This is a genomic window from Flavobacterium sp. B330r (assembly GCF_056824325.1).
Genome location: NZ_CP124860.1, coordinates 4,230,439 through 4,256,754 on the forward strand (window position 1 = coordinate 4,230,439; position 26,316 = coordinate 4,256,754).

Genomic DNA, 26,316 nt, shown 5'->3' on the forward strand with positions numbered 1-26,316 from the left:
CTAAGATACTAAGATTCTAAGGTTCTGAGATTCTAAGGTTCTGAGATTCTAAGTTTTGCGCAGATTTTACTGATTTATAACACATTATATTTTTTGATTAGATAAAAATAATCGAAATTTATATAACTATTTGTGAATCAATATGATTTGGTAGACTCTCTATGCCTTTTTTCAACAGTTTTAAAACATGAAACCTGAAACATGAAACCTGAAACTTTAAACTTGAAACTTGAAACAAAAAAACAACAAATAAATTATGGAAACAAAAAACATTAAAGCCTTTGGTACAGAAGCTGCCGAAGCACCGTTAAAGACCCTAGATATCAAAAGAAGAGCAGTACAGGCACACGACGTAGAAATCGAAATTTTGTATTGCGGAATCTGTCACTCCGATTTACACTCAGCTAGAAATGAATGGCATGGCACAATTTATCCGATTGTTCCTGGACATGAAATTGTAGGTCGTGTAACAAAAGTTGGAGATCATGTAAAAGGTTTCAAAGTTGGAGATTTAGCGGGAGTGGGCTGTATGGTTGATTCTTGTCGAGAATGCGAACATTGCAAAAATGATTTAGAGCAATTTTGTGATGAAGGAAATATCCAAACATTTAATTCGCCTGACAAACACTTAGGAGGACAAACTTATGGAGGTTACTCTCAAAGTATTGTAGTTGATGAAAACTTTGTACTGCATATTTCAGATAAATTAGAACTTTCTGCTGTTGCACCATTATTGTGTGCAGGAATTACAACTTATTCACCATTAAAACATTGGAAAGTTGGTCCTGGTCAAAAAGTTGGAATTGTAGGTATTGGCGGTCTTGGCCATATGGGAATAAAAATAGCTAAAGCTATGGGCGCTCATGTAGTTGTTTTTACTACATCTTTATCTAAAACGGAAGATGCAAAACGCCTTGGAGCAGATGAAGTTGTATTGTCTACAGACGAAGCGCAGATGGCACAGCACGCCAGAAGTTTAAATTTTATTTTAGACTGCGTTTCTGCAGAACATAGTATTGATTCGTATTTAAATTTATTGAAAGTAGACGGAACATTAACTTTAGTTGGAGCGCCAATGGATCCGCTTCCTGTAACTTCTTTCAGCTTGATTTTAGGAAGAAGAAGTTTCTCAGGATCTCTAATAGGAGGAATCGCTGAAACTCAGGAAATGTTAGACTTCTGTGCCGAACATAATATCACATCAGACGTAGAAGTAATCGGTGTGAATGATGTTAATGATGCCTACGAAAGATTACTAAAAGGAGATGTTAAATACCGTTTTGTAATTGATATGGAGTCACTTAAATAAGATACTAAGTTGCTAAGGTTCTAAGATGCTAAGTTTTCTCTTTAGTGCTTAGATCTTGGCTAATTTAGAAATTATGTAAAAAAAACAAGGAGTAGAGATTAAGAGGATTAAAGAGAAAAAAACTTAGAACCTTAGCATCTCAGCATCTTAGAAACTTTAAAAAAAAACATGCAAACAAGAAAACTAGGAAATAGTGGCTTAGAAGTCCCCGCGTTGGGACTGGGCTGCATGGGAATGAGTTTTGGCTACGGGCCAGCTCATGATAAAAAAGAAATGATAAGTTTGTTGCGTTCTGCTTACGAAAAAGGAATTACTTTTTTTGATACGGCAGAATGTTACGGACCATTTTTGAACGAAGAGTTATTGGGAGAGGCATTATCGCCTTTTCGTGATAAAGTTGTAATTGCCACAAAATTCGGTTTTTTGGAAGGCGATTCTAAAAAAGGATTAGACAGCCGTCCAGAATGGATTAGAAAAAGCATTGAAGGATCCTTAAAAAGATTAAACACCGAGGTAATCGATTTGTATTACCAACATCGTGTTGATCCAAATGTTCCTATGGAAGACGTTGCAGGAACTATAAAGGATTTAATTCAGGAAGGAAAAGTAAAACATTTTGGACTTTCAGAAGCGGGCGTAGAAAGTATTCGACGTGCACATGCAGTTCAGCCTGTAACAGCGCTTCAGAGCGAGTATTCTCTTTGGTGGAGAACTCCAGAAGAAGAAATTTTTCCGCTATTAGAAGAATTAGGAATTGGTTTCGTGCCTTTTAGTCCGCTAGGAAGAGGTTTTCTAACGGCTAAAATTGATGAAAACACGCAATTTGACAGTACAGATTTTAGAAATACACTTCCGCGTTTCACGCCAGAAGCCCGAAAAGTAAATCAAGCTTTAGTAGATTTATTATCTAAAATAGCTTCTGATAAAGGAGCAACAAACGCACAGGTAGCGCTTGCATGGATTTTGGCTCAAAAACCTTGGATTGCACCAATTCCAGGAACAACCAAACTACATCGTTTGGAAGAAAACCTTGGCGCAACAGATTTAGTACTTTCTGCACAAGATCTAGCAGAAATCGAAAATGCAGCTTCAAAAATAACAATTGAAGGATCAAGATACCCAGAACATCTGCAGAAGATAGCTGGGAAGTAAGTTTCTGAGATTCTAAGACGCTAAGATACTAAGCAACTAAGAGAAAACTCAAAACCTTAGCAACTTAGAATCTTAGCATCTAAAAAAAAGCATCTAAAAAAACAAACCCCTCAAGCAATTCAACTCTTGAGGGGTTTTTTTAGCAAAGATTTGAGGTTCTTAGATAATTTAACTTAGAATCTCAGAACCTTAGAATCTTAGCGTCTTAATACATTTTTACTTTTTGTCTAGATTTTGTTTCAGCATTTTAGCATGTTCTAAGTGCGCTGTTAAACCTGCAATATTGTTAGAAGCCCAAGTTCTTACTTCTTGGTCATTAGCATCTTTTGCAGCTTTATCTAGTTTTTTAATCGCTTTTTCGTGACCATCAATCATCATGTCTGCGAATTTTTTATCGAAATCAACTCCCGTTTTTTCGTTTAGTTTATTGTATTCCTCTTGACCTTCTTCAGTTAGAGAAGTTGGTAGGGTAAAGTTTTTCGCTTTTGCTAAAGCAGTAACTTCCGAAGCCGATTTAGTGTGCTCATCAACAAGCATTTTACCAAATTTTTTCACTTCAGGGTTTGTACTTTTTGTTTGTGCCAGTTTACCGATTTCGATTTCAGCTAAATTAATTTCAGCTTGATCTACTAAAAATTCAGAATCATCTTCTTTGCTGTCAATAGAATCAAATTTTGCTTCATTTGCATCTTCTGCAACTTCTTTTGGATCTTCTTGTTTAGTTTCGTTTTTACAAGATTGAAGGAATAATATAATAAGTCCTGCTCCTAAAATGGCTTTTCCGGCTAATAATAACTTTTTCATGATTTTAATAGTTTAAATGTTATGATGTAAAATTATTAAGATCATACAGGAATGTCTTACAGGATTTTGAGAGATTGTTATAGGATTTGGATGCAAAAAAAAAAATTAAACTTTGTATACCATTTTTAAATAGTATACATTTGTTTTTAGGAAAAATATTACAAAATAAAAATATCAATGAACATCCAATCAGAGTTTAGAAAAGCGTTGCCGATAAGAATAGTTATAGGTTTTTTATTTTTTATAATAGCCTTATTTTATGTCTTATATAATTTTTTTATGGGTTTAGACCTTAATCCTTTATTTGTAATGGCATGTATGCTTCTTTTGTTTTTAATTTATTGTTCTCTGGATTTGGTTGAAATTTTTAAACTAACAATTACAGAAAAAGGAATTGAAAAAATCACTGTAATTACTGGTAAAAAGGAATTTATTTCTTTTGAGGATATTATTAATATTAAAAGAGGAAAAATTAAAATACGAAATAGGAGAGGAGATTTATCTAATGGATTTCATTTTAGTACATTAGTCCTTAGAAATAACAAGAGTATAATAATTTCTCCGGATCATTATAGTAATTATAATATTCTGATGGAATATATTCATGAAAAATTTTAATAAAAACTATTAGTTTCAATGAAACAAAAAATTACAATCCTATTTCTTTTAGCTACAGCTCTTGTATCGGCCCAAATCAATTATAAAGGTTTCATTGATAAATATCCAATTGAATTTGTAACCGATATTTATTCTGACGGGCAAGGATCAGCAATTTATGCTTATTCCAATTATGACACTCCAATTGTTTTAAATGCTAAGTTGCAAGGAACTACTTTGGTATTCACTGAAAAAGATAAAAATGATAAAGAAACGGACCAATTAAGTTTCGAAAATTATAATGGAGAAAGCGATCAATTAAATGGAATTTGGAAAGATTTGATTTCAGGAAAAGAACTTAAAATTAGTTTGACAAAAGAATTTGACCTTAATTATAATAATGGTGAGGAAGGGAAAGAAAGAGAAATTCTACAGCCCGTTTCTTTAAAAGGGAAGTATTTTAAATTAATTATTTCAAAAGAAAAAAGAGTTTCGGGAATAAAAATCATCGAAAAAAAGACGGATAGATTGATTCAGAAAATTGATGTAGGAGGAGATTTTTGGGGATTGTTTAGCTTAAATATTGGAGATTATAATTTTGACGGATTTGAAGATTTTTCCGTTTTCGAAACAAGTTATGCGGGACCAAATACTTCTAGAACCTATTTTCTATACGATCCGAAAACAGAAAAATATTTTGATGGATGGTTTACTGGGACTTCTTTAGAATTTGATAGTAAAACTAAAAGGATAGTGGAGCACAATCAGTGTTGTGCAGGCAGAAGCATTGAAAGAACCGAATACAAAGTCGTTAACAATAAAATGGTTCAAGTAAAAAAGACTTGCTTAGAATATGACGATAAAACAGGCGATTATAAGAAGATTAAATGTGATTAATTATTATATAGTCAATATGTTCAAAATATGGATTTCCGTAAAATTATTATAATTACATGTTTCATATTTGCTATTAATCATTATTAAATTTAAAAATATGAAGAAGATATTTCCTTTAATTGTTGCTTTGTTGTTATTTTCATGCAATTCAAAACATGATACTCAAGTTAAGAGTACAAAAGAAGTCATTGTTGATATTAAAAAGATTGTTGGAAAAAACAAGGAAGAAGTCGCTAAGATTCTTGGTAAATCTGATAAAGTTGAACCTTTTTCAGAGAGTAGTACTCCATGCAAAGATATTCCCTGTGAAAAAGCCTTTTATCAAAAAGATAAATTTGAAATTATATTTATTAATGGAAAATCAGATTGGATAACTATTAACGACCTATCGAAATATGATTTTTCTGAGGAAAATATTGAGATTTTAGGTTTGCCATCTTCTGTTCCAGATTTTAAAAATCCTCGAGATTTAATTAGATGGAAAAATATTGAAGGTGTAAATGAAATTAATATTTTTAACAATGGCTCAGATAAAATATCTTACGCATACATAAAAGTTAAGACGGAATAATTACAGTTCCATTCTATTATCAAAATATACTTTTACAATTCCCATCTTTGACTTAAAAAAGATTGCCCACAAAGGCAATCTTTTTTTTATTTCTCAATCTAACATTTCACTTTTTAAAAAACAAAATTTTACATTTCGCCTTTCACAATTCCCATCCCACAAAAATGAAATTTCCAGCCAAAATTCTATAACAGAATCACCTTACTTTTTGAAGAACTTTGACTTATCAGATTTTTAGAAATAATATTAAAAATTAAAGTCATGCCAAATCCAAGAATTAAGAATGAAGCGCAATATGAAGCATTGGTGAAAAAAGGATACAGCAAAGAAAAATCGGCTCGTATTGCCAATACTCCAGATGCGGGGAAAAAAGGTGGAAAAGCAAAACCTTATGACGAATGGACAAAAGAGGAACTTCTCAAACAAGCCAGTAAAGTAGGCATAAAAGGAAGATCTTATATGAATAAAAAAGCCTTGATTGAGTCTTTAAGAAATAATTAGAATTTAAAATAAAATAGTAATGCGATAAAAATAATAATATCATGAACGCCACAGCCAAAAAAGAAATCTTAATGAATCAGCTGATAAAAGCGCCACATTTAGTAATTGAAAAACTAGATTTGGAGTACATCAATGATTATCAATTGACAATTGTACGCTGTCGCGAAGGAGGAAATTTCGTTTATAAAAAGAACGGAAAGAATGTAAAAAGCAAACATGAAATTAAACGCATTAATAGTCTGGTACTTCCGCCAGCTTGGGAGAATGTTCGTATCACCGATATTACAAATGGACATTTACAAGCCGTAGGAACTGATCTTAAAAATAGAAAACAATATCGTTATCATCCAAAATGGAATTTGATTCGAAATCAGACCAAGTTTTATAAAATTGCTGAATTTGGGTCTAAACTTCCTGCGATTAGAAAGAAAGTTGATCTTGATCTGGAACAGAAGGAATGGTCTAAAGAAAAAGTAACCGCTTTGGTCATTCGATTAATGGAAGAAACGCATATTCGAATCGGAAATGAGAAATATGCCAAAGACAACAAATCGTACGGACTTTCGACTCTTAGAAAACGTCATATTAATATCAATAAGAATTCGCTTCGATTTGAATTTGTTGGCAAAAAAGGAAAACAGCATACCATTACGACCCGAAACAAACAATTGATCAAACTGGTGAGCCGTTGCGAAGAAATTCCAGGCTGGGAAGTTTTTAAATATTACGATAAAAACGGAGAGAAAAAAGTACTGGACAGTCATATGGTCAATGAATATCTGCACCATATTTCGGGAGAATATTTCAGTGCGAAAGATTTTAGAACCTGGGCAGCCTCTATTATTTTCTTTGAAAGCCTAATGGAAATAGGAGTGACTTCAGATGAAAAAGAAATCAAGCAGAATATCATAACTGCTTTTGATCTGACAGCCGAAGCGCTCGGAAACACCAGAAAAGTATGCAAAGATTATTACGTTCATCCGCTTTTGATTTCGACTTATGAAGATGGTTCTATTCAGGAGTATTTTGATAAGGTCAAAAAAAGCAGAAGTACGAAAAAATATTTTACAAAAACAGAAAGTGCATTCTCGGAATTGATTCAAAATTATGAGATCAATCTAGAAGCATCATGTCAATAAAAAGAGTTGGAGCATCTCTCCCAAAAGCTTCAAAAGTTTGGAATACAAACAAAATCATTATTAACTAAAAAACTATTATTATGTTACGTTGGACAGTCACTTTTATTATTCTAGCCATAGTGGCGGGAATATTTGGTTTCGGTGGAATTGCCGCTGGAGCTGCTAGTATAGCAAAAATTTTATTCTTTATATTTTTAGTTCTTTTTGTTATTTCTTTAATAAGCGGAAGATCAACAAGAGTATAGAAGAAGTATCAGTAAATACAAACAAATCAAAAACGACACATTTCATTTAGTAAATGTGTCGTTTGTGGTTTCATTAAAAAAGCCAAATCATGGGAACAAAAAGCGGTGCTTACCAGGATGTTTATATCAAAAGAGAAGATGAAATGGTAAGCCTAAAGAATGATGTGACAGATTTTTGTGAAAAGTATATAAACCCTGTTCATCCTAAAGATTGGGATTGGTCGGTACGTGATTTTGAAAATCCTGAAAATGATCCGACAACTGCAGAAGCACGAGCTATTGCAAATGTGGTTTTTAAAGATTTAAATGATAAAAATCACACCGATGTTGATCTTTCTACAATGAATAATGTTCATGCAATAAAAGCTTATCTAGATCCAAAAAGTAAGCATGAAGCTTTTAATATGGAAGAATTCGCTTTTGCATTAAAAGTAGAGTTGGAACACGGTAGAATAAAAGACGTAAATGTAACCAATAACCATCCGTTTTTGACCGCTATGATTGCGCTTGCGCACATGACCGAAAGTCTGACTTATTATAAAAGACTAAAAGTAATGGAAGCGGAGGGTGAGATTTATGAAATTATCAGAAAAATAGAATCATCGCCAGTCGGTAAAGAAAAATGGTATATAGAATTAGGGAAAGCTGAACAAGAGCTTAATGAAGCCAGAGCTGGATTAGCCGAGCGTTTAGCCCGAATGGACGATATTCCAGTATTGAAAATTATTGGAGATTAAGTAGTTAAGTTTTAGACTCAAAAAAAAAACCGTCTCGTTCTTTAACGAGACGGTTTTGTTTTTTCGTAGAATGAACTATTACAATCTTCGTGGATCATTTTCGGGATACCTTTCATCATCCTTATCTTCCTGAACATCGTCTTCGATATAATCAGTATCATCTTCTTCTTCAATATCCTCTTCGATGTACTCGTCTTCATCATCATCGTCATCGTCTTCATCATCAATGTCTTCCAAAACATCTTCGGTTTCGTTAAAGTCGTATTCGTCTTCTTTTAAATCGGAAGGATTGTCAAATTCGTCATTTTCTTCTACATAATTATCATCTTCCAGTTCAACTTCATAAACATCGTCGTTGTTGTCTTCGAGATCTCTGTCAGTATGAAAATCGTCGTTTAGATCGTCCAAATCATCATCACTTACAAAATCGTCTTGATCTGGATTTGGTCTGTTCGGATTGTAGCCGTTTCTTACCGTATAACCTCGTTCTGCAATTTCGCGATTATCATTATCGGGTTTTTTAATATCATCTTTAAGATCTTCTGCAAGGTTTCGATCATTTGAGAAATGATTTTTGAAATCTTTATTCGTGCTGTTGTTTTTATCTATAGTATTCATGATCGCTGTTTTTTTAATGATTATACATACAAAGCTAGCATGAAGTTGGCGGAATATATTATAAAATTATTTAGTGTAATTCTATAATTAACAGATGTTTAGAATGGAATTTTAACTTGTAATCATATAACCAGTCTGATAGTACAGGCAGTAATTTTACCATCATATTAATCATAAAAACTATTACCATGAAAACTACAGATAGTAAAAATGCAGCTGCTGCAAAAGAAACTACACCGAGAGGAGTTACGAAGCCGAAATCTAATGCCGCTTCAGGATTAACTGAATTATTTGAAGACGGGCTAAAAGACATCTATTGGGCAGAAAAAGCACTTTTAAAAGCTTTGCCTGTAATGGTTAAAAATGCTTCTTCCGTTGAATTGAAAGATGCAATTGATAATCATTTAACCGAAACAGAAGAACAAATTGTCCGTTTGGAAGAGGTATTTAAAATTATTGGCAAAAAAGCAACGGCAAAAAAATGCGATGCGATGGAAGGTTTAATTGAAGAAGCCAAAGGAATGCTGGAAGAAACGGAGCTTGGAGTAGTGCGTGATGCAGGAATTATTGCGGCAAGTCAGAAAATCGAGCATTACGAAATTGCCACTTACGGTACTTTAAGACAATTTGCAGAAACGCTTGGTTTGCCAAAAGCAGCAACTTTATTGGAACAAACACTCGATGAAGAAAAAGGAGCCGATAAAACACTTACAGAAGTCGCTGTAAATGCAGTGAATCTTGAAGCTGCCGAAATTGAATAGCGGTTTGAAAAATGAAATAAAAGTGCAGTACTAAAACTGCACTTTTTTTAGTTGAATAAAAAATACAGTATATGCCCGAAGGTCCGTCTATAGTAATCTTAAAAGAAGAAGTGCAGCAATTTACCGGACAGAAAATAATTTCTGTATCTGGAAATACCCATATTGATATTTCTCGACTGAAGGATAAAACGATTCTTGCCTTTAAAACCTGGGGGAAGCATTTTTTAATTTGTTTTGATTCTTTTACAGTAAAAATTCACATGCTGATGTTTGGAACCTATCGAGTTAACGAACGCAAAACTTCAAAACCTAGACTGAGTTTAGTTTTTGATAAAGGCGAAATTAATTTCTACACCTGCTCAGTTAAAATCTTAGAAGGCGATATCAATTCTAATTATGATTGGAGTGTTGATGTAATGAATGAAAATTGGAATCCGAAAAAAGCGCAGCTGAGTATTGAAAAAATGCCTGAGAAAATGATCTGCGATGTACTATTAGATCAGGATGTTTTTTCTGGAGTGGGCAATATTATAAAAAATGAGGTTTTGTACCGCTGTTATGTTCATCCAGAGTCGATTGTAGAGAAGATTCCGCCTCATCTTATAAGCCAGCTAATTGCTGAATCTTCTATTTACAGTTTTGAATTTTTATACTGGAAAAAGAAATTTGAACTGAAACAACATTGGGAAGCTTATACCAAAAGTATTTGCTTACGATGTAATCTGCCGTTTGAAAAAAAACAGACGGGAGAACGAAAACGCAGAAGCTTTTTCTGCACCAATTGTCAACAACTATACAAATGAAAAATCAAGTAATAATAGGATGTTCAAGTTTTTATAACAGTTTTTGGAAAAATATTTTTTATCCTCAAAATCTGCCTTCTAAGCAATGGTTTGATTTTTATTGCCATCATTTTGATACGTATGAGTTTAACGGAAGTTTTTATAAATTTCCGACTGTTCGTATTTTTCAAAATTGGTATAATAAAACGCCTGAATCTTTCAAGTTTTCGGTTAAAGTGCCAAAAGAAATTACGCATATAAAAAAATTGCAAGAATGTGAAACTCTTCTCAATGACTTTTATGAAGTTTGTAAAGAAGGAATGAAGGAAAAGCTGGCAACAGTTTTATTTCAATTTCCGCCGAGTTACGTTTTTAGCCGAGAAAAATTAGAAACCATAATCAATAGTTTGGATTATAATTTTAAAAATGTAGTCGAATTTCGTCACGAAAGCTGGTGGAATGATGAGGTTTGGACTGTTTTCAAAGAAAATAATATTACCTTTTGCAGTGTAAGCCATCCTAATCTTCCTAAAACTATTTTTAAAGATTTCCCACTACTTTATATTCGTTTTCACGGAATCCCGAAATTATTTCATTCTAGTTATTCTACAGAAGAATTACAGCAAGTAAACCATCAGATTCATTCCAAAAAAGGATTTGTATATTTTAATAATACAGCAAGCGAAGCGGGTATTTTGAATGCTTTGGAATTGAAGAGAATGAATGCTTAAGTCTGTCTGTATTTTTTTTAACGCAAAGTGCGCAAAGTTTTTTTTTTATTTTGAAGACTTAATACAGACGTTAAAAAGTTCGCAAAGCTTTGAGTTTAATTTGCTTGCTGAATAATTTTTGTTTCAGGCTCCCGATAGCAGTTTTTTTTTAACGCAAAGTGCGCAAAGTTTTTTATTATTATTTTGAAGGCTTAATGCATGCGTGAAAAAGTTCGCAAAGCTTTGAGTTTAATTTGCTTTCGGAATAATTTGTTTCACAAAATTATAACTTTTTAACTTGTTATTTCTCTCTCGCAGATTTAGCAGATTAGGCTGATTCTATGTTCAAAATCTACTGAATCTGCTAAATCTGGGGGAAAAATAATTTATGACTCGAGGATGAAGGACGAATAGGCGAAGTAATTCGTATCTATTTTAAATCTTTTTAATCCTCTTAATCTATGGCAAAAAAATAACCGCAAAGAGCGTAAAGTATACACAAGGCAAGCAAAAGAAAAAATCTTAGCGAACTTAGCGTATACTTTGCGCTCTTTGCGGTTAAAAAACTTTAAAAAAGCTATAATTTCAAGCTTCCTTCAATTCCGTCATCCATCGTTTTTCCTGTTACAAAAGCCGCTGTCATTTTAGCAATGGCAACCATTTTTCCGTTTTTGTTGTTCCAATAGTAACCATCTTCAGGGACTACTTTTATAACACTTAGATTCGGATCGTCTACACCGCCAGGCATCCAGATTTTTACAAGAGGATTCCATAATTTTTCGATAGTTTCTCGATCGTATGAAATGCTTGCGGTTCCGTGAAGTGTTAGAAATTTATCATGCGGTTCAGAAAAGAATATTTCAACCATCGGATTCAAAGTAATTTCTGCATTCTGACTGCTGTTTCGGTCAGATAAAAACCAAAGCTGTCCCAAATCATCAATTTTCTGAACAGACATCGGTCGTGACTGTAATCTATATTCATTGTATGTACAAAACATACATGTTTTAATGTGCTCAGCAAGATCTTTTATTTTATCTACTGCAAATTCATCTGTAAGGTCTTTATGATCGCCCATAATGTAATATTTTTAAGTTATATTTTATAGTTAATTGCTTGACAAATACTATTTTAATTGTCGTTGAAATAGCTAAAAGTAAAGTTGGCTCTTTTTACCCTTTTTTAGATTATATAATTAAGCTTATAAATTATGAGATTTCAATTTGCTGTTTTTGTAAGAAATTAGTTCAAAATCTGTTTGTTACATAAAATTACATTATATTTGAGAGATTAAAATTCTAAGCCAAAAGACGCATGAGAGAGTTTACTATATTCTATACCGACGACGACGAAGATGATTTGTGTATTTTTGCTGATGCCGTAGAATCTATACCTCAGAACATTACACTTCAAACGTATTCTGGCGGACAGAATTTTTTAAACGCAATTTCCCATCCGCCTGTTACGCCTTATGTGGTTTTTTTAGATTTAAACATGCCTGGAAAAAATGGGTTTGATGTTCTAGAAGAACTTCGAACTTCAGATTATAAAAAAGATATTCCCGTTGTAATTTATTCTACTTCAAGCGAACCCGGAATTATCGAAAAATGCCGTAAACTGGGCGCCAATTGCTTTATTACAAAGCCAGTTTTAATGAAAGACATTATAAAATCTATAGAGCACGCAGTACAAATTGATTGGGATAAATTTATTCCTAATCAATCCAATTTTGTGTTTAAATATTAATTTCAGACAAATCGGGAATGTAAATATTAAAAATAGAACCTTTACCTTTTTCGCTAGAAACTGTGATGAAACCTCTATGATTTTCAACGATTTTTTTCACAATTGCAAGACCAATTCCAGTTCCTTTGTATTCGCTGTCGGTATTTAAGCGCTGAAAAACTTCAAAGATTTTTTCTTTATAAATAGGTTCAAAACCAATTCCGTTATCTTCAACTTGGAGATGGAGGTAATTTTTGTCTTTAAATTCAGCATTAGGAAGCGATTTTCCATCAATTTGCGTAGCAGAAATTTTTACTTTTGGAGAAACACTAGGAATAGAAAATTTCAAGGCATTTTCTATCAAATTATGTAATAACTGTCTAAATTGAAACTGAATAAGATTGGCTTCTCCTAAATCGTGATATTCTACAATAGCATTTTTTTCTTCAATTCGATCAGAAAAATCACTTATTACTTCTTCTGCAATTTCGTCTATTTTAACCGTTGTAAAAATACGATCGGCAGAGTTGGTGCGGGAATAGGTTAATAAATCCTGAATTAGATTTTGCATTTTCTTTGCCGAAAACTCAATTCTAGCTAAATAAGATCTGGCATTTACCGAAATATTTTGCTCGTCCAAAGTAGCCAATCGACTTGCGAAAGTCTGAATTTTTCGCAGCGGTTCCTGCAAATCATGACTTGAGATATAAGCAAATGACTGCAGTTCTATATTCATATTAATCAAATCCCTGTTTTTGAGTTCCAATTGTGTGGTACGCTCTATAATTTGATCTTCTAGTCTATTGGTAAAGTTCTTTTGTTCTTCTATATCAGTGCTTGTTCCAACCCACATTTGAATCTTTCCAAATTCATCCAATTGCGCTATTGCACGGCTGAGCTGCCATCTGTATTCGCCATCATATCGCTTAAAACGGTGAATAAACAGAAAATCATTTCCTGTTTTTACAGATTCCATCCATAGTTTTACATTTTCCTCGCGGTCGTCGGGATGCACAATTTGGAGCCAGCCGTTTTTCTCGATTTCTTCTTTAGACAATCCAGAATAGCTATAAACCGTTTCATTAAAATAGTTCAAATTTCCCAGGGTATCGCTCGTCCAAATAAATTGAGGTATAGAATCGGCGAGAAGTCTAAATTTTTGTTCGCTCTTCATTAAAACATGCTGAATTTCTTTTTCGATTGTAAAATCCATCACAGTTCCCAACATTTTAGAAGGTTCGTTGTTTTCATCAAAAAAGATTTTACCCTGAACTTTAATCCATGCAATCGAATGATCTACTTTTAAAATTCGAGCTTCATATTTGTAAATTCCTGTTTTTAATGCTTCCGCGAAAGCGTCTAGAACAATATCCTCGTCTTCTGGAAGTACACGACTTCGAATGTCCTGATGCACAATCTTTGTGTTTTTCTCAAATCCGAAAATGTCTAGAATAGTATCACTGTAGATTAGTTTCTTTGTTTTAAGATTTAAATCCCACATGGCAATTTGGGCAATTTCAGTAGACAAACGCGTTCTTGCTTCGGCAGTTTCCAGTTTTTTTCTGGCTTTAACTTTAGAAGTTACATCATAAACCGTACACATTATGCCAGATGCCTTTCCGTTTTTTTCGTATAGCGTAGTATATTCGTAATCCAGATAGAATTTTTTTAGACTTCCTTTAATGTCAACATAAGCGACTGCCTCATTCTCCCGAATCGTTTTTCCATTAAGAACATCATGTAATAATTCAGGATATTTTTGGTTTTTCAATTCAGGAAAAACATCTAGTAACGGAATTCCAATACATTCTTTTTCTTCCTTTTGCCAAATGTTATGCATCATGGCTTTATTGGCCATTTCGATAACGAAATCTTTTCCTCTAAAAATTGCCATTGCAATAGGAGAATCTATTACAATATTGCGAAAAGCTTTTTCATTTTCTGCCAGAAGATATCTGCCTTTTACTTCTTCGGTTACTTCATACGCAACCACAATAACTCCCGTAATCTCGTTTTCTTCAGTTAAAGGATAAAAGACGAGATTGAAATAAGCTAGTTCTTCTTGGTTGTAACGATTTAAGGTTACAGCAAATTCATCTGCATAGTAAGGTTCGCCAGTTTCGAAAACCTTTTTTATAATAGGATAGGCAGTTTCTCTAGTTTCGGGAACAGATTCAAAAATAGATTTGTTTAATATGGCACTTTCTTCTCTATCAATGATATGCAGATAAGTGGTATTGGCCATCTCAACAATAAGATCGGCACCTTTTAAAACACAAATTCCGAGAGGCAATTGTTTAACTGTATTTCTAAAACGTCTTTCGCTTTCTTCGAGTTTTTTAAGAGTATTTATCTGTTTGGTAGTTTCATTACAAATTACCAAAACGCCACTTGTTTTTCCGTTTTCATCATTTACAGGACTGTAGCTAAATGTCCAGTAAACATCTTCCAATTTTCCATTTCTATAAATTGGCAATAATTGGTCTTCGTGCCATGTTGCTTCCCCGTTTTGAAGCACTTGATCGATTAAAGGCTTAATAAAATCCCAGATTTCAGGCCAGTAATCGGCTCCTTTTTGGCCTAGAATAGAAGGATGCTTACCGTTATTTCCTAGACTTGGACGATAGGCATCATTATAAAAGCAAATATGATCTTGTCCCCAAAATAAAAACATGGGGAATTTAGAGTTTAGAAGAATTCCTAAAGTAGTTCGAAGACTTTGAGGCCATGATTCCACAGGTCCAATGGCAGTTTTACTCCAATCTTTGTCGCGAGTAAGCATACCCATTTCTCCTCCGTTTGCTAGAAAATCATATTTGTTGCTATTCATTAAAATCTTATTTTTCGTCTTGTTAACAAGCTACTTTTCATTCGTATTAAATTTAGTAAATTCTTGTTTTTGAATTATGTTTTGTTAAAATTAGTGAAAATAAATATTCGCAGAAAAGTGATTTTTAAATGAGGCAAGATTAAAATCGTTAGAGTTAATTTTATCGCTTTCCTATGCGGAAATTTGAATAACAGTTAAAAATAAAAAACAATGAAAAGGGAAGATTCAAAACACGAAACCGATAATATAAAGAGATATCAAGAGGAAGGATACACAGTAAATTATTTATTCGAAAACGACCATTTGATAGATTCAGAAAGCAAAGTAGCCTATAAACCAGAAGATGTTTTTATTGTGGCGCATCATCGTTATGAAGGTATGAGTGATCCCGATGATATGTCAATCTTATACATAATAGAAACTAAAGATGGAGGCAAAGGAACTCATCTATTAGGATATGGTCCAACGGCAGATTTGGAAGAAGCCGAATTTTTTAAAGACATTCCGAAAGCCAATTATTCCAAAAATGCAGACATAAACGAATTAACATAAAAGAATAAAAATAGATTGGTATTTTTATTTTGCTGATGAGCAGTTGTTTCAAATTTATTTGAGGCAGCTGCTTTTTTTTTTAAAGGTTCTGAGGGGCTAAGGGACTAAGGGACTAAGGTTTTTCTTTGTCTAAAGATTTATAAACCTATGAGCCTTAGCTCCTCAAATTTTTTCTTCATCAAAAAGGCTTAAGGCAAAGATTATAAACCTTTTTAGAGTCTCAGAACCTTAGAATCTTAGCACCTTAGAACCTCAAAATAATAATTATGAAATATCTGCACAAAATTGTATAAAGAATTGACTGACAATATAAACGAAATTTGGATTATAGAAAGTTAGCAACCAAGGTTGGTTTTTATACGTAAATAAATAACTAACCGCTTTTACTAAAACCAAACCATATAATGAAAAAACTTTACATAAATACCGGAAGCTTTGATGCTGTTTTTAATAATCTGAAAGAAAGTTTTGGAGGAAAATTAAAAGTTACTGCCAATGAATACAATTTGACAATTAAATCAAAATGGGCAAAGGGAAGCATTTCTGGCGTTCGTTTTGAAAAAGAGATGTCATATCTGAGTTTTGATTTAACTTTTACTCAAGAACTTAGTTTAAGCATCGAATCGAATCCGTTTTCGCCTGTATTTTTTGCGTATTGCGAGAAAGGAAACGTTTTGCATAGTTTTGGTGCCAATGGGGCTACTCATTGCCTTAAAAAACAGCAATCAGGTATTATGAGCAATTCTTCTACTATTAATAGTGTATTGTATTTTCAAAGCCACCAACAGATTCAATTCTCTTTAATTGGAATGCCAACAACAATAGAAAATAAAGAAAGTGATTTTGTTTCTCAAGTAAAAAAAATATTTACGAGCAATTCTGGAAATTACATTTATATAGGAGATGAAAATCACAAGATTGGAGAGAAATTTCAGGAACTTAAAAGAATTCCAACTCAAGGATTAGTTCGTTATATATTAATGAAAGGTATTCTTCGCGAAGTTTTAGAACTTGAGATAGCGCAACATAGTTATAATTATTTTACTCCGTTTGAACCTATTTTGAACTTTGCAGTAAAACAATTAAGTGAGATCAGAAAATTATCTCATATGAAATTAACTGCAATTACAGCGCCAGTACAGTTTTTAAAACGAAACCTACAACCTCGAAAATACCAATTGGAATTAAAGTCATACAACCAAAAATTAGCTAGCTAGTAAGCATCCCATATTCTTCACTTTTTCAAAAAAACAGCTTTGATAGAGCTGTTTTTTTCATTTTATTATTTATTCTTTTTCATAGTAAATAATGAAATAAACCATGATGAGATTTAAAATGAAAGAAATACTATTGGTCAGAATAATTGGAAAGTCTTTTTTGAGAATTCCGTAAACAATCCATACCGCGATTCCAAAGGTCAAAATACTGAACATCCGTAGCGAAATTTCTTTTACTTTCTTGGTTTTCCAAACCTTTATAATTTGCGGAATCGTAGATAGTGTAATACACGCTCCAGCAAAAAGTCCGATGATGTCTATAAAATTCATTTTTTAAGATTTGTTAAGTTGGTTTAAAATAATCTCGCAAAGGCGCAGAGTCGCAAAGCCTTTTACTAAGCTAAGCTATAGAAACAAAACTTTGCGACTCTGCGCCTTTGCGAGATAAAATCACAAAATCTTTAGGGCTCTTGATGGTTAAAAAACTCAGAACCTTAGCATCTCAGAACCTCAGACCCTTTTTTAACCCACCAATTCACCGCCGTTAATATGAATAAACTGCCCAGTAATATAACTACTATCTTCAGAGGCCAGAAAAACATAAGCAGGTGCCACTTCCGAAGGCTGACCAGCCCTCTCCATCGGATTGTCTTTTCCAAAATCAGATAATTTATCAAAAGTGGCTACAATTAAGGGCGTCCAGATTGGTCCAGGTGCAACGCCATTTACGCGTATTTTCTTTTTTGCCAGCATAGTCGAAAGCGAACGGGTAAAACTCACAATTGCGCCTTTTGTACTCGCATAATCTGCTAAGTGTTCGCTTCCGCGAAAAGCCGTAACAGAAGTAGTATTTATGATGCTATCACCTTCCTTTAAGAAAGCAAGCGCTGCTTTTGTGATATAAAAGAAAGGATAAATATTAGTTTCAAAAGTTTTATGGAGCTGCGCCGAAGTTATTTTTTCTATTTCTGTTTGCGGAAACTGAGTTGCAGCATTATTTACCAAAACATCAATACTTTTAAAAGTGGTATGGCATTTTTTAATGGCACTTTTACAAAACTTTTCATCTTTCAAATCACCATTAATCAGTAGGCATTGCTGGCCTTCTTTTTTGATCATTGCTTTGGTTTCAAGTGCATCTTTATCTTCTTTTAAATATACAATTGCAATATTGGCGCCTTCTCTCGCAAAATGTACTGCAACACTTCGGCCAATTCCGCTGTCGCCACCAGTAATGAAAGCCGTTTTTCCTAATAATTTACCGCTTCCAACATAGTTTTCTCGTATAATTTCAGGCTCCGGATTCATCATGTGTTCATTGCCGGGAAGATTTTGTTTTTGCTCGGGAAATGTTTGTTTCTTTTTCATGATTTACTCTTTTTAAGCTTGTAGTGTCATTTAAAATTACCGGATAACTGCAATTTTACTTGTCTTAAAAGATATTTTGTTTGCCTCAATAAAATCAAAAAGGGAAAACTTGTATGAAAATACATCTAATAGGTTGTGAAGTTAAAATAACAAGAAATTTCTAATAAGTTAAGAATCATGCAATATGTTTCATGTGATAGTCAAAGATGGGAATTTTGTAACTATTTTCGATTTAGATAAAAAACCTGCTCGTTATTTTTTTTATACATTTGAGAATTTCCACATAATTTTTAAGAGTTACTTCGGTGATTCTTTAAAAAAATAAGAAAATTTTTAAATTTCACTTTAAATTCAAGAGTTTTGATTTACAACCGATTTAGCTTCAACATGGCATGGTATTAATTGTAGACGATATAAGGGCCAATATTATTGCCTTAAAGAAAACATTAGAGCTGCATAATATCGATGTCGATAGTGCCGAATCTGGAGAAGAAGCTTTAAAGAAAATCCTAAAAACAGATTATTGTCTGATTATTATGGATGTTCAAATGCCGGGACTCGATGGTTTTGAGGTAGTAAAAATTCTTTCTGGAAATATACGTACAAAAGATATTCCTGTTATTTTTCTTTCGGCACTTAATACCGAGAAAAAATACATTTTTAAGGGGTACGAAACAGGTGCTGTGGAATACATTACCAAACCTGTAGACAGTGATTTACTTATTTTAAAAGTAAAAACCTTCATTAAAATCTACGAACAGCAAAATGAACTTAAAGTCATGAAAGACCTTCTTTCTAAAGAAATAAAAATTAGAAAAGAAGCGCAGGACAATCTTGAAATAAAAATCGCGGAAAGAACAAAAGAACTGGTTCAGAAAAATGAAGAGCTGGAACTTCGAAATCACGAATTGCAACAGTTTTCTTGGGTGGTGTCGCATGATTTAAATGAGCCAATTAGAAAGATTCAAATTTTTATCAAAATAATAAAAGACCTTTACTTAAAGGCAGACGACAAAGCAATCGATTATGTTGACCGAACAATAAAATCGGCAGAAAGAATGCAAACTTTAATTACCGATCTTTTAGCTTATTCAAGGCTTTCTGCTCAGGTAAAACCTGAAAAAACAGATTTGAATGTTGTTCTGCAGGAAGTGTTGGGAGATTTTGATTATTTAATTGAGCGCAAAAATGCCACAATAAAAACCAACGAACTTCCAACAATAGATAGTATTCCGAGTCAAATGCGCCAGGTTTTTCAAAATCTAATTGGAAATGCTTTGAAATTCTCAGGAAATGAAGAAAAAGCGGTAATTGAAATTACTTCGGAAACTATTTTAGAAAAATCAATCGAAAGTCCGACTTCGCCAGAAGGCAAATTTTGTAGGATTACAGTAAAAGATAACGGAATTGGTTTTGATGAGATTTATCTTGATCGTATTTTTATTATCTTTCAAAGTTTAAACGATCGTCAATCTTACGAAGGAACAGGAATTGGATTGGCAATTGCTAAGAAAATAATCGAAAAACATAACGGATTAATTACAGCTAAAAGTAAAGTGGGAGAAGGTGCAAGCTTTATCATTGTTCTTCCTTTAAAATACGAATAAAAATAATTTAGAATATATGAATGGTAATTTTAAAAGAAATTTATTAATCAGTTCACTAGTTTCACTGCTTGTACTTACGATTAGTTCTGTTGCCTCTTTTATTAGTATTAAAAGTCTACTAAACAGTAACTTTTGGGTAAACCATACTCAGGATGTAATATATAACCTAAACGAAGGTTCCTCAATTATTACAGAAGCCCAAACCAGTATGAGAGGTTATCTACTTACAGGCGATGAGCAGTTTGTGGACCGTTTTAATGATGCTGAAGCGAAATCAAATACTTATTTTGATAAGTTGGACGAACTTACATCTGACAATCCTTCACAGAAAAAATTGCTAGAAGAATTACGCTCTAAACGTTCCGGTTTCTTTAAATATCTAAACAATCAGATTGTCAAAAAACGTTTAAGCAAAGAAACGTTGATTTTTGATTTGAATGAAGGCAGAAATATGATGAACGAGATTAAGGCGATCGTCAGGAAAGTTGAAAATACAGAACAAAAACTTTTAGAAGAACGCAACTCCAATTCAGAACGTTACGGGAATTATAGCTTAGCTTTAATTGTTGTTGCTTTCTTTATAGCCTTTCTTATTTCTATTGTTTTCCTAATCAGAATTCTGAAGGATTACAACGAGAGAACTTTATTGCAGCTGGAATTAGAGAGAAAAGATAAAGAAACAGCTGAAAGACTTGATGTAATAAGCGGTATTGCAACACAAATTTCTAAAGGAAATTATGATGTTCAGATAGACGATAGAAAATCAGATACTTTAGGAGCTTTGGGCGCATCCATTCATAATATGAAAGATTCATTAAAAGATTCTTTCGAATTATTATCTCAAAAAGAATGGCTTCAATCGGGAGTTGCAACTTTGAACGATAAAATGCTGGGAGAAAAAACAATCCAGAAATTATCTAAAGATGTAATCGAATTTTTATGCCAATATACCAATAGCAGTGCCGGAGTTTTGTATGTGATTGATGGAGAAGAATTGACAGTTACAGGAGGTTACAGTTACATACCGAGTAAAAACAGAGAAAGAATCAAGAAAGGCGAGGGGTTAATTGGCCAGTCTATTGTTTCTGGGAAAATGCTGGAACTAAAAACCCTTTCTCCAGACGATATTCAGATCAATTATGCATTGGGAGAAATAAAACCTACACATATTGTAGCATTGCCACTAATGGATTTCAAGATTGAAGGCGCAGTAGAACTGGCTAGCATTTACGGATTTTCTGTTTTGCAGCTTGAATTCTTAAATATTGTAGCAAATAATATCGGAATTGCGATTAAAGCGACCCAAAACCGTAAACGAGTAATGGAACTTCTAGAAGAAACCAAATCTCAGTCTGAAGAACTTCAAATTCAGCACAGCGAATTGGAAGCTATAAATGCAGAATTGGAAGCACAAACCGAAAAATTACAGGCTTCTGAGGAAGAACTTCGCGTACAGCAGGAAGAATTGGAACAAACCAATGAAGAATTGTCTGAAAGAAGCGTTTTATTAGAAGAAAAAAACACGGAGATCCAAAAGAAATCAGAAGCTTTGGAATTGACTACGCGTTACAAATCGGAGTTTTTGGCCAATATGTCGCATGAGTTGAGAACACCGTTGAATTCTATTTTATTGCTGAGCCGTTTATTGTCTGAAAACAATAATAAAACGATGAACAATGAAGAAATCGAATTTGCAAAGGTAATTCAGAGTTCAGGAAATAGTTTATTAGGTTTAATTGATGAAATCCTAGATTTATCTAAGATTGAAGCCGGAAAAATGGATCTGGAATTTTTGGACGTTTCGACTAAAGAAATTACAGATAATCTATATAACTTGTTTCATCTGGTTGCAAAAGAGAAGGGAATTAATTTTGAAATTATTGCCAAAGACGCGCCAATTGTCATCAAAACGGACAAAATGCGTTTGGAGCAGATTCTGAAAAACCTGATTTCGAACGCCATTAAATTTACCGAAAAAGGAACCGTTTCTCTTGAAATTAAAGTCGATACAGACGATGATAAAATAATCTGCTTTATTGTAAAAGATACTGGAATCGGAATTCCGATCGAAAAACAGCCATTGATTTTTGAAGCGTTCCAGCAAGCCGATGGTTCAACAAAACGTAAATATGGCGGAACTGGTTTAGGATTGTCAATCAGTCGTGAATTGGCTAAATTGCTAAGAGGAGAAATCATTTTGCATAGTAAAGTTAACGAAGGGAGTACTTTTACATTGTGCCTTCCAAAGTTAGGATTTGCTATCAACAAGGTTTCGGTAAATAAAATTCCGCATGCAGAAGAAATCGAAGTAACAACCGAAAGTGAGGAGGAAAAACCTAAATACATAAGTGAAGTTATTCCGCAAGAAATTGAAGACGACAGAGATTCAATTGTTGAAGGCGATAAAGTCATTTTGATTGTAGAAGACGATATCAATTTTGCAAAATCGTTATTGGCTTTCACTCAGAAAAAAGGATACAAAGGAGTAGTGGCAGTGCGAGGTGATTATGCTTTGAATTTTGCTCTGATTTATAGACCAATCGGAATTTTATTGGATATCGAACTTCCAATAAAAAGCGGATGGCAGGTTCTGGAAGAACTAAAAAATCATTCTCAAACCAAACATATTTCGGTGCACATTATGTCTTCGCATAAATTGAAACAGGAAAGTCTGCTAAAAGGAGCGGTCGACTTCTTAGACAAACCAGTTGCTTTTGACCGAATTCCAGATGTTTTTAAACGTATTGAACACATTATAAACAAAGAATCGCAAAAGGTTTTAATTATTGAAGATAATGCGAAACACGCAAAAGCACTGGCATTTTTCTTAGAAACGTATAATATTAACTCGGAGATTAAAAGCGAAGTTTCAGAAGGTTTATCTTCTTTAGGAAAAGAAGAAGTAGACTGTGTAATTCTCGATATGGGAATTCCAGACAAGCAAGCCTACGAAATTCTAGATGGTGTTAAGAAAAGTCCAGGTTTAGAAAATCTGCCGGTAATTGTATTTACAGGAAAAAGTCTTTCGATAAAAGAAGAACTGAAAATTAAGAAATATGCCGATTCTATTATCGTGAAAACGGCACATTCGTACCAGAGAATGCTCGATGAGGTTTCGCTTTTCCTTCACTTAGTAGAAAATAAGAAAGAAGGAACTGCAGGAAAAGAAAGCAGTAAAAAACTGAATTCGTTAAACAATATTTTATTTGAGAAAAAAGTATTAATTGTAGATGATGATGTGCGAAACATCTATTCGCTTTCCAAAGCTTTAGAAGCATTTAAAATGACTGTTATTACCGCTTTTGATGGAAAAGAAGCGATTAAGATTTTGAATGAAAATCCAGATACAGATGTGGTGCTTTTAGATATGATGATGCCTAATATGGATGGTTACGAAACGGCAGAAAAAATTAGGAGCAATCCTAAATTTCTAAACTTAGCCGTAATCGCTGTAACGGCCAAAGCCATGACTGGTGACAGAGAAAAATGTATTAAGGCGGGAGCTTCAGATTATATTACAAAACCGGTCGATGTCGATCAGTTATTGTCGCTGCTTCGAGTTTGGTTATACGATAAAATCTAATCTTAAAAAATACTGTACATGGAAAAGAAAAAAGTATTGATTGTAGATGACGATTCTAGAAATATTTTTGCTTTAGTAAATACCTTAAAGGCAAAATCTTTTGACTGTCTGTCTTGTTTAAGTGCTGAAGAAGCCCTAAAAATATTAGCAAATGACAATTCAATTGATGCCGTTTTGATGGATATGATGATGCCCGAAATGGACGGTTATGAGGCCATTCCGCTCATTAAAGCCATTCCGTCGCAAGAGAATACTTTTGTAGTTGCCGTCACAGCGCAAGCTATGGCAGGAGATAAAGAAAAATGTTTACAAGCCGGAGCAGATGCATACATCTCAAAACCTGTAGATGTAGATAAATTACTTCACATCTTGGGAGAAATTTAAATGAATTATGATTGAAGATATTGAATTAGAGACTCTCATTAATGAAGTTTACGAATATTATGGTTTTGATTTTGGAAGTTATTCAAGAGCCTCACTTAAAAGACGTGTAAGCAGGGTATTTACTTTGGATGGATTTAAGCATTTTCATGAATTTCTATCTAAGGTCCGTACCGATCCAGAATATTGCAAAAAAATGATTGATGAAATAACGGTTAACGTTACAGAAATGTTTCGTGATCCGTCTTTTTATTTAACGCTTCGAAAAGAAATTCTTCCTTTGCTAGGAACCAAACCTTTTATCAGAATCTGGCATGCTGGCTGTTCTACAGGAGAAGAAGTGTATTCGATGGCGATTATGCTCAAAGAGGCAGGTTTGCTGCATAAATCAATATTGTACGCTACCGATATAAACGCTACGGTTTTGGAAACGGCAAAAAGCGGTATTTTCCCGCTGAGAATGATAAAAGATTATGCCGATAATTATCGTGAAGCGGGCGGACAGGAAGATTTTTCAGATTATTACATTGCCAATTATGGGTTTGCAAAATTTAATGAGAATCTATCGGAGAAGATGGTTTTCTCTCAGCATAATCTGGTTTCTGATACTTCGTTTAATGAATTTGATCTGATTTTGTGCCGCAATGTTTTGATTTATTTTGATAATAATCTGCAGAAAAGAGTGGTCAATCTATTTGATGACAGCTTGGCTGTTTTAGGTTTTTTGGCGCTTGGAACAAAAGAAACTATAAAGTATTCTATATCTCAAACCAAATACAAACAATTTGATAAAGAGAAAATATGGAGAAAAATAAAAGAGTAACAAATTGTAAAGTAGTTATAATTGGCGGTTCGGCAGGAAGTTTGCAGGCATTATTGCAGATTTTGCCTTTTATAGAAAAACCTGTTTCTTTTGCTATTGTCATTGTTGTTCACAGAAAAAACTCCGACGAACAAACCTTAGAAGATTTAATCGCTTTAAAATCAAAAATAAAAGTAAAAGAGGTCGAAGACAAAGTAAAACTTGAAGAAGGATTTATTTATATCGCGCCTTCCAATTATCATTTATTATTTGAAAAAGAAGAAACGTTGTCTCTAGACACTTCAGAAAAAATAAACTACAGTAGACCAAGTATAGATGTTTCTTTTGAGTCTGCCGCAGAAATATATGGTCAAAATTTAGTTGGAATTCTACTTTCGGGTTCCAATTCGGATGGTACAGCAGGATTGAGAGCAATTCAGGCTGCGGGCGGAATAAGCATTGTGCAGAATCCGCTTTCTGCAGATATGCCTTTTATGCCAAACAATGCGATTTTGCATACAGTGCCAGATTTTATTTTAAAAACCGAAGAGATTTTAGAGTTTATAAAAGAAATAAATATTGCTGATTTTTGATTAACGATTTTTGATTTCAGATGGAAGAAATCAAAAATCGTTAATCCTCAATCTAAAATCTTCAATTTCTTAATTTTTCTCGTCTTCTGGAAGCACGACTTTATTCAATTCAGCTTCTTTTTCGGCTCTTTTCTGTGCCGCTTTTCCTTTTCCGATCGGAATTCCCGCTGTAACGTACAAAGATCGGTTGTATTGATTATTTGGACCGTCTCCTTTCATTACCGTTACAAGTCCGTAATAATATTGAATGGTGATGTTTAAACCGTTTCCAACATTCATATGATAGCCCGCACCGAAGGCAAGTCCAGCATCTATAACATGAATCTGATCTCTAATGTTTTTCTTATAAACCACATCATCTTTATTGATTTCGTTTTTAAACTCATCAAATGCTTTGGCCAACAAACCAAATTGAGGTCCAGTTTTGAGATAGATATTATTTTTGAACTGGTATTTAATTAGAATCGGAACATTAAAATAACGTATTTCACGATTTACATGTCCGCCCGCAAAAGTATTGTCCAGATTTTCATCATTTAAAGAATACACTGGAATATCTTTTGCTCCCATAGGTGATTTTACAATTACTCCAGTATTGATCATCCACGCCGGATTTTTTCTTGATCTAAAGTCAAAATAAAAACCAAGATTAAATCCTGGGTTTAAGGCCGAAGATCCCATGTTTGAAATGGTAGAAAAATTTGCACCGCCTTCCAGACCAAATTCTAAAAATTCGGAATTGAGTTTATCTCCAAAGATTAAGGAAATCAAAACTTGTGACTGCGCCGTGGAAATACAAAAGAAAGCAAAAACGATTAATAAAATCTTTTTCATA

The 26,316-nt window shown here is 33.4% G+C and carries 27 protein-coding genes; 20 read left to right on the plus strand and 7 right to left on the minus strand.

What is annotated here, in order from left to right; all coding sequences use genetic code 11:
• The first annotated feature begins 256 nt into the window (after positions 1-256).
• Both QLQ95_RS18870 and QLQ95_RS18875 read left to right on the plus strand, forming a co-directional pair.
• Positions 257-1,309 carry an NAD(P)-dependent alcohol dehydrogenase gene (locus QLQ95_RS18870; RefSeq protein WP_428239357.1) on the plus strand — a complete coding sequence of 351 codons (1,053 nt, stop codon included), beginning with the start codon at positions 257-259 and terminating at the stop codon, positions 1,307-1,309.
• Between the two features lie 168 nt (positions 1,310-1,477).
• The gene (locus tag QLQ95_RS18875) at positions 1,478-2,461 is read left to right on the plus strand and encodes an aldo/keto reductase (protein ID WP_482501104.1); all 984 of its coding nucleotides are present in this window, start codon (positions 1,478-1,480) and stop codon (positions 2,459-2,461) included.
• A 216-nt stretch (positions 2,462-2,677) separates the two neighbouring features.
• Here QLQ95_RS18875 and QLQ95_RS18880 read toward each other — a convergent pair whose 3' ends face one another.
• Positions 2,678-3,265, minus strand: coding sequence for a DUF4142 domain-containing protein (locus tag QLQ95_RS18880; RefSeq protein WP_482501106.1), 588 nt, complete (start codon positions 3,263-3,265; stop codon positions 2,678-2,680).
• Between the two features lie 177 nt (positions 3,266-3,442).
• Between QLQ95_RS18880 and QLQ95_RS18885 the strand changes: the two genes are divergently transcribed.
• From QLQ95_RS18885 to QLQ95_RS18915, 7 genes are all read left to right on the plus strand, one after another.
• The gene (locus QLQ95_RS18885; protein ID WP_482501107.1) at positions 3,443-3,883 is read left to right on the plus strand and encodes a hypothetical protein; all 441 of its coding nucleotides are present in this window, start codon (positions 3,443-3,445) and stop codon (positions 3,881-3,883) included.
• Between the two features lie 18 nt (positions 3,884-3,901).
• Positions 3,902-4,759 carry an XAC2610-related protein gene (locus QLQ95_RS18890; RefSeq protein WP_482501109.1) on the plus strand — a complete coding sequence of 286 codons (858 nt, stop codon included), beginning with the start codon at positions 3,902-3,904 and terminating at the stop codon, positions 4,757-4,759.
• Between the two features lie 97 nt (positions 4,760-4,856).
• Entirely contained in the window at positions 4,857-5,330 is a 474-nt protein-coding gene (locus tag QLQ95_RS18895) for a hypothetical protein (RefSeq protein ID WP_428239360.1), read from the plus strand.
• A 261-nt stretch (positions 5,331-5,591) separates the two neighbouring features.
• Complete coding sequence (locus QLQ95_RS18900) at positions 5,592-5,831, plus strand: DUF7218 family protein (RefSeq protein WP_320492697.1); 240 nt, start codon at positions 5,592-5,594, stop codon at positions 5,829-5,831.
• Positions 5,832-5,872: 41 nt separating this feature from the next.
• Positions 5,873-6,970, plus strand: coding sequence for a DNA topoisomerase IB (locus QLQ95_RS18905; protein WP_428239362.1), 1,098 nt, complete (start codon positions 5,873-5,875; stop codon positions 6,968-6,970).
• Between the two features lie 80 nt (positions 6,971-7,050).
• Complete coding sequence (locus QLQ95_RS18910) at positions 7,051-7,215, plus strand: DUF1328 domain-containing protein (protein ID WP_008463190.1); 165 nt, start codon at positions 7,051-7,053, stop codon at positions 7,213-7,215.
• Positions 7,216-7,304: 89 nt separating this feature from the next.
• Positions 7,305-7,952, plus strand: coding sequence for a DUF5661 family protein (locus tag QLQ95_RS18915; protein ID WP_482501112.1), 648 nt, complete (start codon positions 7,305-7,307; stop codon positions 7,950-7,952).
• A gap of 78 nt (positions 7,953-8,030) precedes the next feature.
• On the opposite strand, the gene QLQ95_RS18920 is transcribed toward QLQ95_RS18915, so the two are convergent.
• On the minus strand, positions 8,031-8,570 hold the full coding sequence (locus QLQ95_RS18920; protein ID WP_320492700.1) for a hypothetical protein: 540 nt from the start codon (positions 8,568-8,570) through the stop codon (positions 8,031-8,033).
• Positions 8,571-8,758: 188 nt separating this feature from the next.
• On the opposite strand from QLQ95_RS18920, the gene QLQ95_RS18925 reads away from it, so the two are divergent.
• The 3 genes from QLQ95_RS18925 to QLQ95_RS18935 all read left to right on the plus strand — a co-directional run bounded on the left by QLQ95_RS18925 (position 8,759) and on the right by QLQ95_RS18935 (position 10,844).
• Complete coding sequence (locus tag QLQ95_RS18925; RefSeq protein WP_482501114.1) at positions 8,759-9,331, plus strand: YciE/YciF ferroxidase family protein; 573 nt, start codon at positions 8,759-8,761, stop codon at positions 9,329-9,331.
• A 71-nt stretch (positions 9,332-9,402) separates the two neighbouring features.
• Positions 9,403-10,134, plus strand: a complete 732-nt coding sequence (locus QLQ95_RS18930) for a DNA-formamidopyrimidine glycosylase family protein (protein ID WP_482501116.1) — start codon at positions 9,403-9,405, stop codon at positions 10,132-10,134.
• On the plus strand, positions 10,131-10,844 hold the full coding sequence (locus tag QLQ95_RS18935) for a DUF72 domain-containing protein (RefSeq protein ID WP_482501118.1): 714 nt from the start codon (positions 10,131-10,133) through the stop codon (positions 10,842-10,844). Before QLQ95_RS18930 ends, QLQ95_RS18935 begins: the two co-directional genes overlap by 4 nt.
• 556 nt (positions 10,845-11,400) lie before the next feature.
• Here the strand turns inward: QLQ95_RS18935 and QLQ95_RS18940 are convergent.
• A complete protein-coding gene (locus tag QLQ95_RS18940; protein WP_248726461.1) occupies positions 11,401-11,901 on the minus strand; it encodes a pyridoxamine 5'-phosphate oxidase family protein in 501 nt (166 codons plus the stop codon).
• A gap of 236 nt (positions 11,902-12,137) precedes the next feature.
• On the opposite strand from QLQ95_RS18940, the gene QLQ95_RS18945 reads away from it, so the two are divergent.
• The gene (locus tag QLQ95_RS18945) at positions 12,138-12,569 is read left to right on the plus strand and encodes a response regulator (RefSeq protein ID WP_482501120.1); all 432 of its coding nucleotides are present in this window, start codon (positions 12,138-12,140) and stop codon (positions 12,567-12,569) included.
• Here the strand turns inward: QLQ95_RS18945 and QLQ95_RS18950 are convergent.
• On the minus strand, positions 12,559-15,378 hold the full coding sequence (locus tag QLQ95_RS18950) for a PAS domain-containing sensor histidine kinase (protein ID WP_482501122.1): 2,820 nt from the start codon (positions 15,376-15,378) through the stop codon (positions 12,559-12,561). The two genes, QLQ95_RS18945 and QLQ95_RS18950, sit on opposite strands and share 11 nt — an antisense overlap.
• 210 nt (positions 15,379-15,588) lie before the next feature.
• Here QLQ95_RS18950 and QLQ95_RS18955 point away from each other — a divergent pair, with 210 nt between their 5' ends.
• Together QLQ95_RS18955 and QLQ95_RS18960 are read left to right on the plus strand one after the other, a co-directional pair.
• The gene (locus QLQ95_RS18955; protein ID WP_248726464.1) at positions 15,589-15,930 is read left to right on the plus strand and encodes a hypothetical protein; all 342 of its coding nucleotides are present in this window, start codon (positions 15,589-15,591) and stop codon (positions 15,928-15,930) included.
• A 404-nt stretch (positions 15,931-16,334) separates the two neighbouring features.
• Positions 16,335-17,147 (plus strand): hypothetical protein, encoded by an 813-nt coding sequence (locus QLQ95_RS18960; RefSeq protein WP_482501124.1) that lies wholly within the window; start codon positions 16,335-16,337, stop codon positions 17,145-17,147.
• 69 nt (positions 17,148-17,216) lie between these two features.
• Here QLQ95_RS18960 and QLQ95_RS18965 read toward each other — a convergent pair whose 3' ends face one another.
• Together QLQ95_RS18965 and QLQ95_RS18970 are read right to left on the minus strand one after the other, a co-directional pair.
• The gene (locus tag QLQ95_RS18965) at positions 17,217-17,477 is read right to left on the minus strand and encodes a SemiSWEET family sugar transporter (protein WP_482501126.1); all 261 of its coding nucleotides are present in this window, start codon (positions 17,475-17,477) and stop codon (positions 17,217-17,219) included.
• A 192-nt stretch (positions 17,478-17,669) separates the two neighbouring features.
• Complete coding sequence (locus tag QLQ95_RS18970; protein WP_482501128.1) at positions 17,670-18,515, minus strand: SDR family oxidoreductase; 846 nt, start codon at positions 18,513-18,515, stop codon at positions 17,670-17,672.
• Positions 18,516-18,907: 392 nt separating this feature from the next.
• On the opposite strand from QLQ95_RS18970, the gene QLQ95_RS18975 reads away from it, so the two are divergent.
• Genes QLQ95_RS18975 through QLQ95_RS18995 form a run of 5 tightly spaced genes read left to right on the plus strand, consistent with a single transcriptional unit; the run spans position 18,908 to position 25,481 of the window.
• A complete protein-coding gene (locus QLQ95_RS18975; protein ID WP_095927601.1) occupies positions 18,908-20,122 on the plus strand; it encodes a hybrid sensor histidine kinase/response regulator in 1,215 nt (404 codons plus the stop codon).
• Between the two features lie 16 nt (positions 20,123-20,138).
• Complete coding sequence (locus QLQ95_RS18980; RefSeq protein WP_482501130.1) at positions 20,139-23,705, plus strand: response regulator; 3,567 nt, start codon at positions 20,139-20,141, stop codon at positions 23,703-23,705.
• 18 nt (positions 23,706-23,723) lie between these two features.
• On the plus strand, positions 23,724-24,089 hold the full coding sequence (locus QLQ95_RS18985; RefSeq protein WP_095927599.1) for a response regulator: 366 nt from the start codon (positions 23,724-23,726) through the stop codon (positions 24,087-24,089).
• A gap of 7 nt (positions 24,090-24,096) precedes the next feature.
• Entirely contained in the window at positions 24,097-24,909 is an 813-nt protein-coding gene (locus tag QLQ95_RS18990) for a CheR family methyltransferase (RefSeq protein ID WP_320492707.1), read from the plus strand.
• Positions 24,888-25,481 (plus strand): chemotaxis protein CheB, encoded by a 594-nt coding sequence (locus QLQ95_RS18995; protein WP_482501132.1) that lies wholly within the window; start codon positions 24,888-24,890, stop codon positions 25,479-25,481. The genes QLQ95_RS18990 and QLQ95_RS18995 overlap by 22 nt, the downstream gene beginning before the upstream one ends.
• A 69-nt stretch (positions 25,482-25,550) precedes the next feature.
• Here the strand turns inward: QLQ95_RS18995 and QLQ95_RS19000 are convergent, their stop codons facing one another.
• Entirely contained in the window at positions 25,551-26,315 is a 765-nt protein-coding gene (locus QLQ95_RS19000) for a porin family protein (protein WP_482501134.1), read from the minus strand.
• Position 26,316 lies beyond the last annotated feature (1 nt).

Excerpts from the sequence above, each read along its gene's own strand:
- QLQ95_RS18870 (WP_428239357.1), top strand. The coding sequence starts at position 257 with ATGGAAACAAAAAACATTAAAGCCTTTGGTACAGAAGCTGCCGAAGCA.
- QLQ95_RS18875 (WP_482501104.1), top strand. The coding sequence starts at position 1,478 with ATGCAAACAAGAAAACTAGGAAATAGTGGCTTAGAAGTCCCCGCGTTG.
- QLQ95_RS18880 (WP_482501106.1), bottom strand. The coding sequence starts at position 3,265 with ATGAAAAAGTTATTATTAGCCGGAAAAGCCATTTTAGGAGCAGGACTT.
- QLQ95_RS18885 (WP_482501107.1), top strand. The coding sequence starts at position 3,443 with ATGAACATCCAATCAGAGTTTAGAAAAGCGTTGCCGATAAGAATAGTT.
- QLQ95_RS18890 (WP_482501109.1), top strand. The coding sequence starts at position 3,902 with ATGAAACAAAAAATTACAATCCTATTTCTTTTAGCTACAGCTCTTGTA.
- QLQ95_RS18895 (WP_428239360.1), top strand. The coding sequence starts at position 4,857 with ATGAAGAAGATATTTCCTTTAATTGTTGCTTTGTTGTTATTTTCATGC.
- QLQ95_RS18900 (WP_320492697.1), top strand. The coding sequence starts at position 5,592 with ATGCCAAATCCAAGAATTAAGAATGAAGCGCAATATGAAGCATTGGTG.
- QLQ95_RS18905 (WP_428239362.1), top strand. The coding sequence starts at position 5,873 with ATGAACGCCACAGCCAAAAAAGAAATCTTAATGAATCAGCTGATAAAA.
- QLQ95_RS18910 (WP_008463190.1), top strand. The coding sequence starts at position 7,051 with ATGTTACGTTGGACAGTCACTTTTATTATTCTAGCCATAGTGGCGGGA.
- QLQ95_RS18915 (WP_482501112.1), top strand. The coding sequence starts at position 7,305 with ATGGGAACAAAAAGCGGTGCTTACCAGGATGTTTATATCAAAAGAGAA.
- QLQ95_RS18920 (WP_320492700.1), bottom strand. The coding sequence starts at position 8,570 with ATGAATACTATAGATAAAAACAACAGCACGAATAAAGATTTCAAAAAT.
- QLQ95_RS18925 (WP_482501114.1), top strand. The coding sequence starts at position 8,759 with ATGAAAACTACAGATAGTAAAAATGCAGCTGCTGCAAAAGAAACTACA.
- QLQ95_RS18930 (WP_482501116.1), top strand. The coding sequence starts at position 9,403 with ATGCCCGAAGGTCCGTCTATAGTAATCTTAAAAGAAGAAGTGCAGCAA.
- QLQ95_RS18935 (WP_482501118.1), top strand. The coding sequence starts at position 10,131 with ATGAAAAATCAAGTAATAATAGGATGTTCAAGTTTTTATAACAGTTTT.
- QLQ95_RS18940 (WP_248726461.1), bottom strand. The coding sequence starts at position 11,901 with ATGGGCGATCATAAAGACCTTACAGATGAATTTGCAGTAGATAAAATA.
- QLQ95_RS18945 (WP_482501120.1), top strand. The coding sequence starts at position 12,138 with ATGAGAGAGTTTACTATATTCTATACCGACGACGACGAAGATGATTTG.
- QLQ95_RS18950 (WP_482501122.1), bottom strand. The coding sequence starts at position 15,378 with ATGAATAGCAACAAATATGATTTTCTAGCAAACGGAGGAGAAATGGGT.
- QLQ95_RS18955 (WP_248726464.1), top strand. The coding sequence starts at position 15,589 with ATGAAAAGGGAAGATTCAAAACACGAAACCGATAATATAAAGAGATAT.
- QLQ95_RS18960 (WP_482501124.1), top strand. The coding sequence starts at position 16,335 with ATGAAAAAACTTTACATAAATACCGGAAGCTTTGATGCTGTTTTTAAT.
- QLQ95_RS18965 (WP_482501126.1), bottom strand. The coding sequence starts at position 17,477 with ATGAATTTTATAGACATCATCGGACTTTTTGCTGGAGCGTGTATTACA.
- QLQ95_RS18970 (WP_482501128.1), bottom strand. The coding sequence starts at position 18,515 with ATGAAAAAGAAACAAACATTTCCCGAGCAAAAACAAAATCTTCCCGGC.
- QLQ95_RS18975 (WP_095927601.1), top strand. The coding sequence starts at position 18,908 with ATGGTATTAATTGTAGACGATATAAGGGCCAATATTATTGCCTTAAAG.
- QLQ95_RS18980 (WP_482501130.1), top strand. The coding sequence starts at position 20,139 with ATGAATGGTAATTTTAAAAGAAATTTATTAATCAGTTCACTAGTTTCA.
- QLQ95_RS18985 (WP_095927599.1), top strand. The coding sequence starts at position 23,724 with ATGGAAAAGAAAAAAGTATTGATTGTAGATGACGATTCTAGAAATATT.
- QLQ95_RS18990 (WP_320492707.1), top strand. The coding sequence starts at position 24,097 with ATGATTGAAGATATTGAATTAGAGACTCTCATTAATGAAGTTTACGAA.
- QLQ95_RS18995 (WP_482501132.1), top strand. The coding sequence starts at position 24,888 with ATGGAGAAAAATAAAAGAGTAACAAATTGTAAAGTAGTTATAATTGGC.
- QLQ95_RS19000 (WP_482501134.1), bottom strand. The coding sequence starts at position 26,315 with ATGAAAAAGATTTTATTAATCGTTTTTGCTTTCTTTTGTATTTCCACG.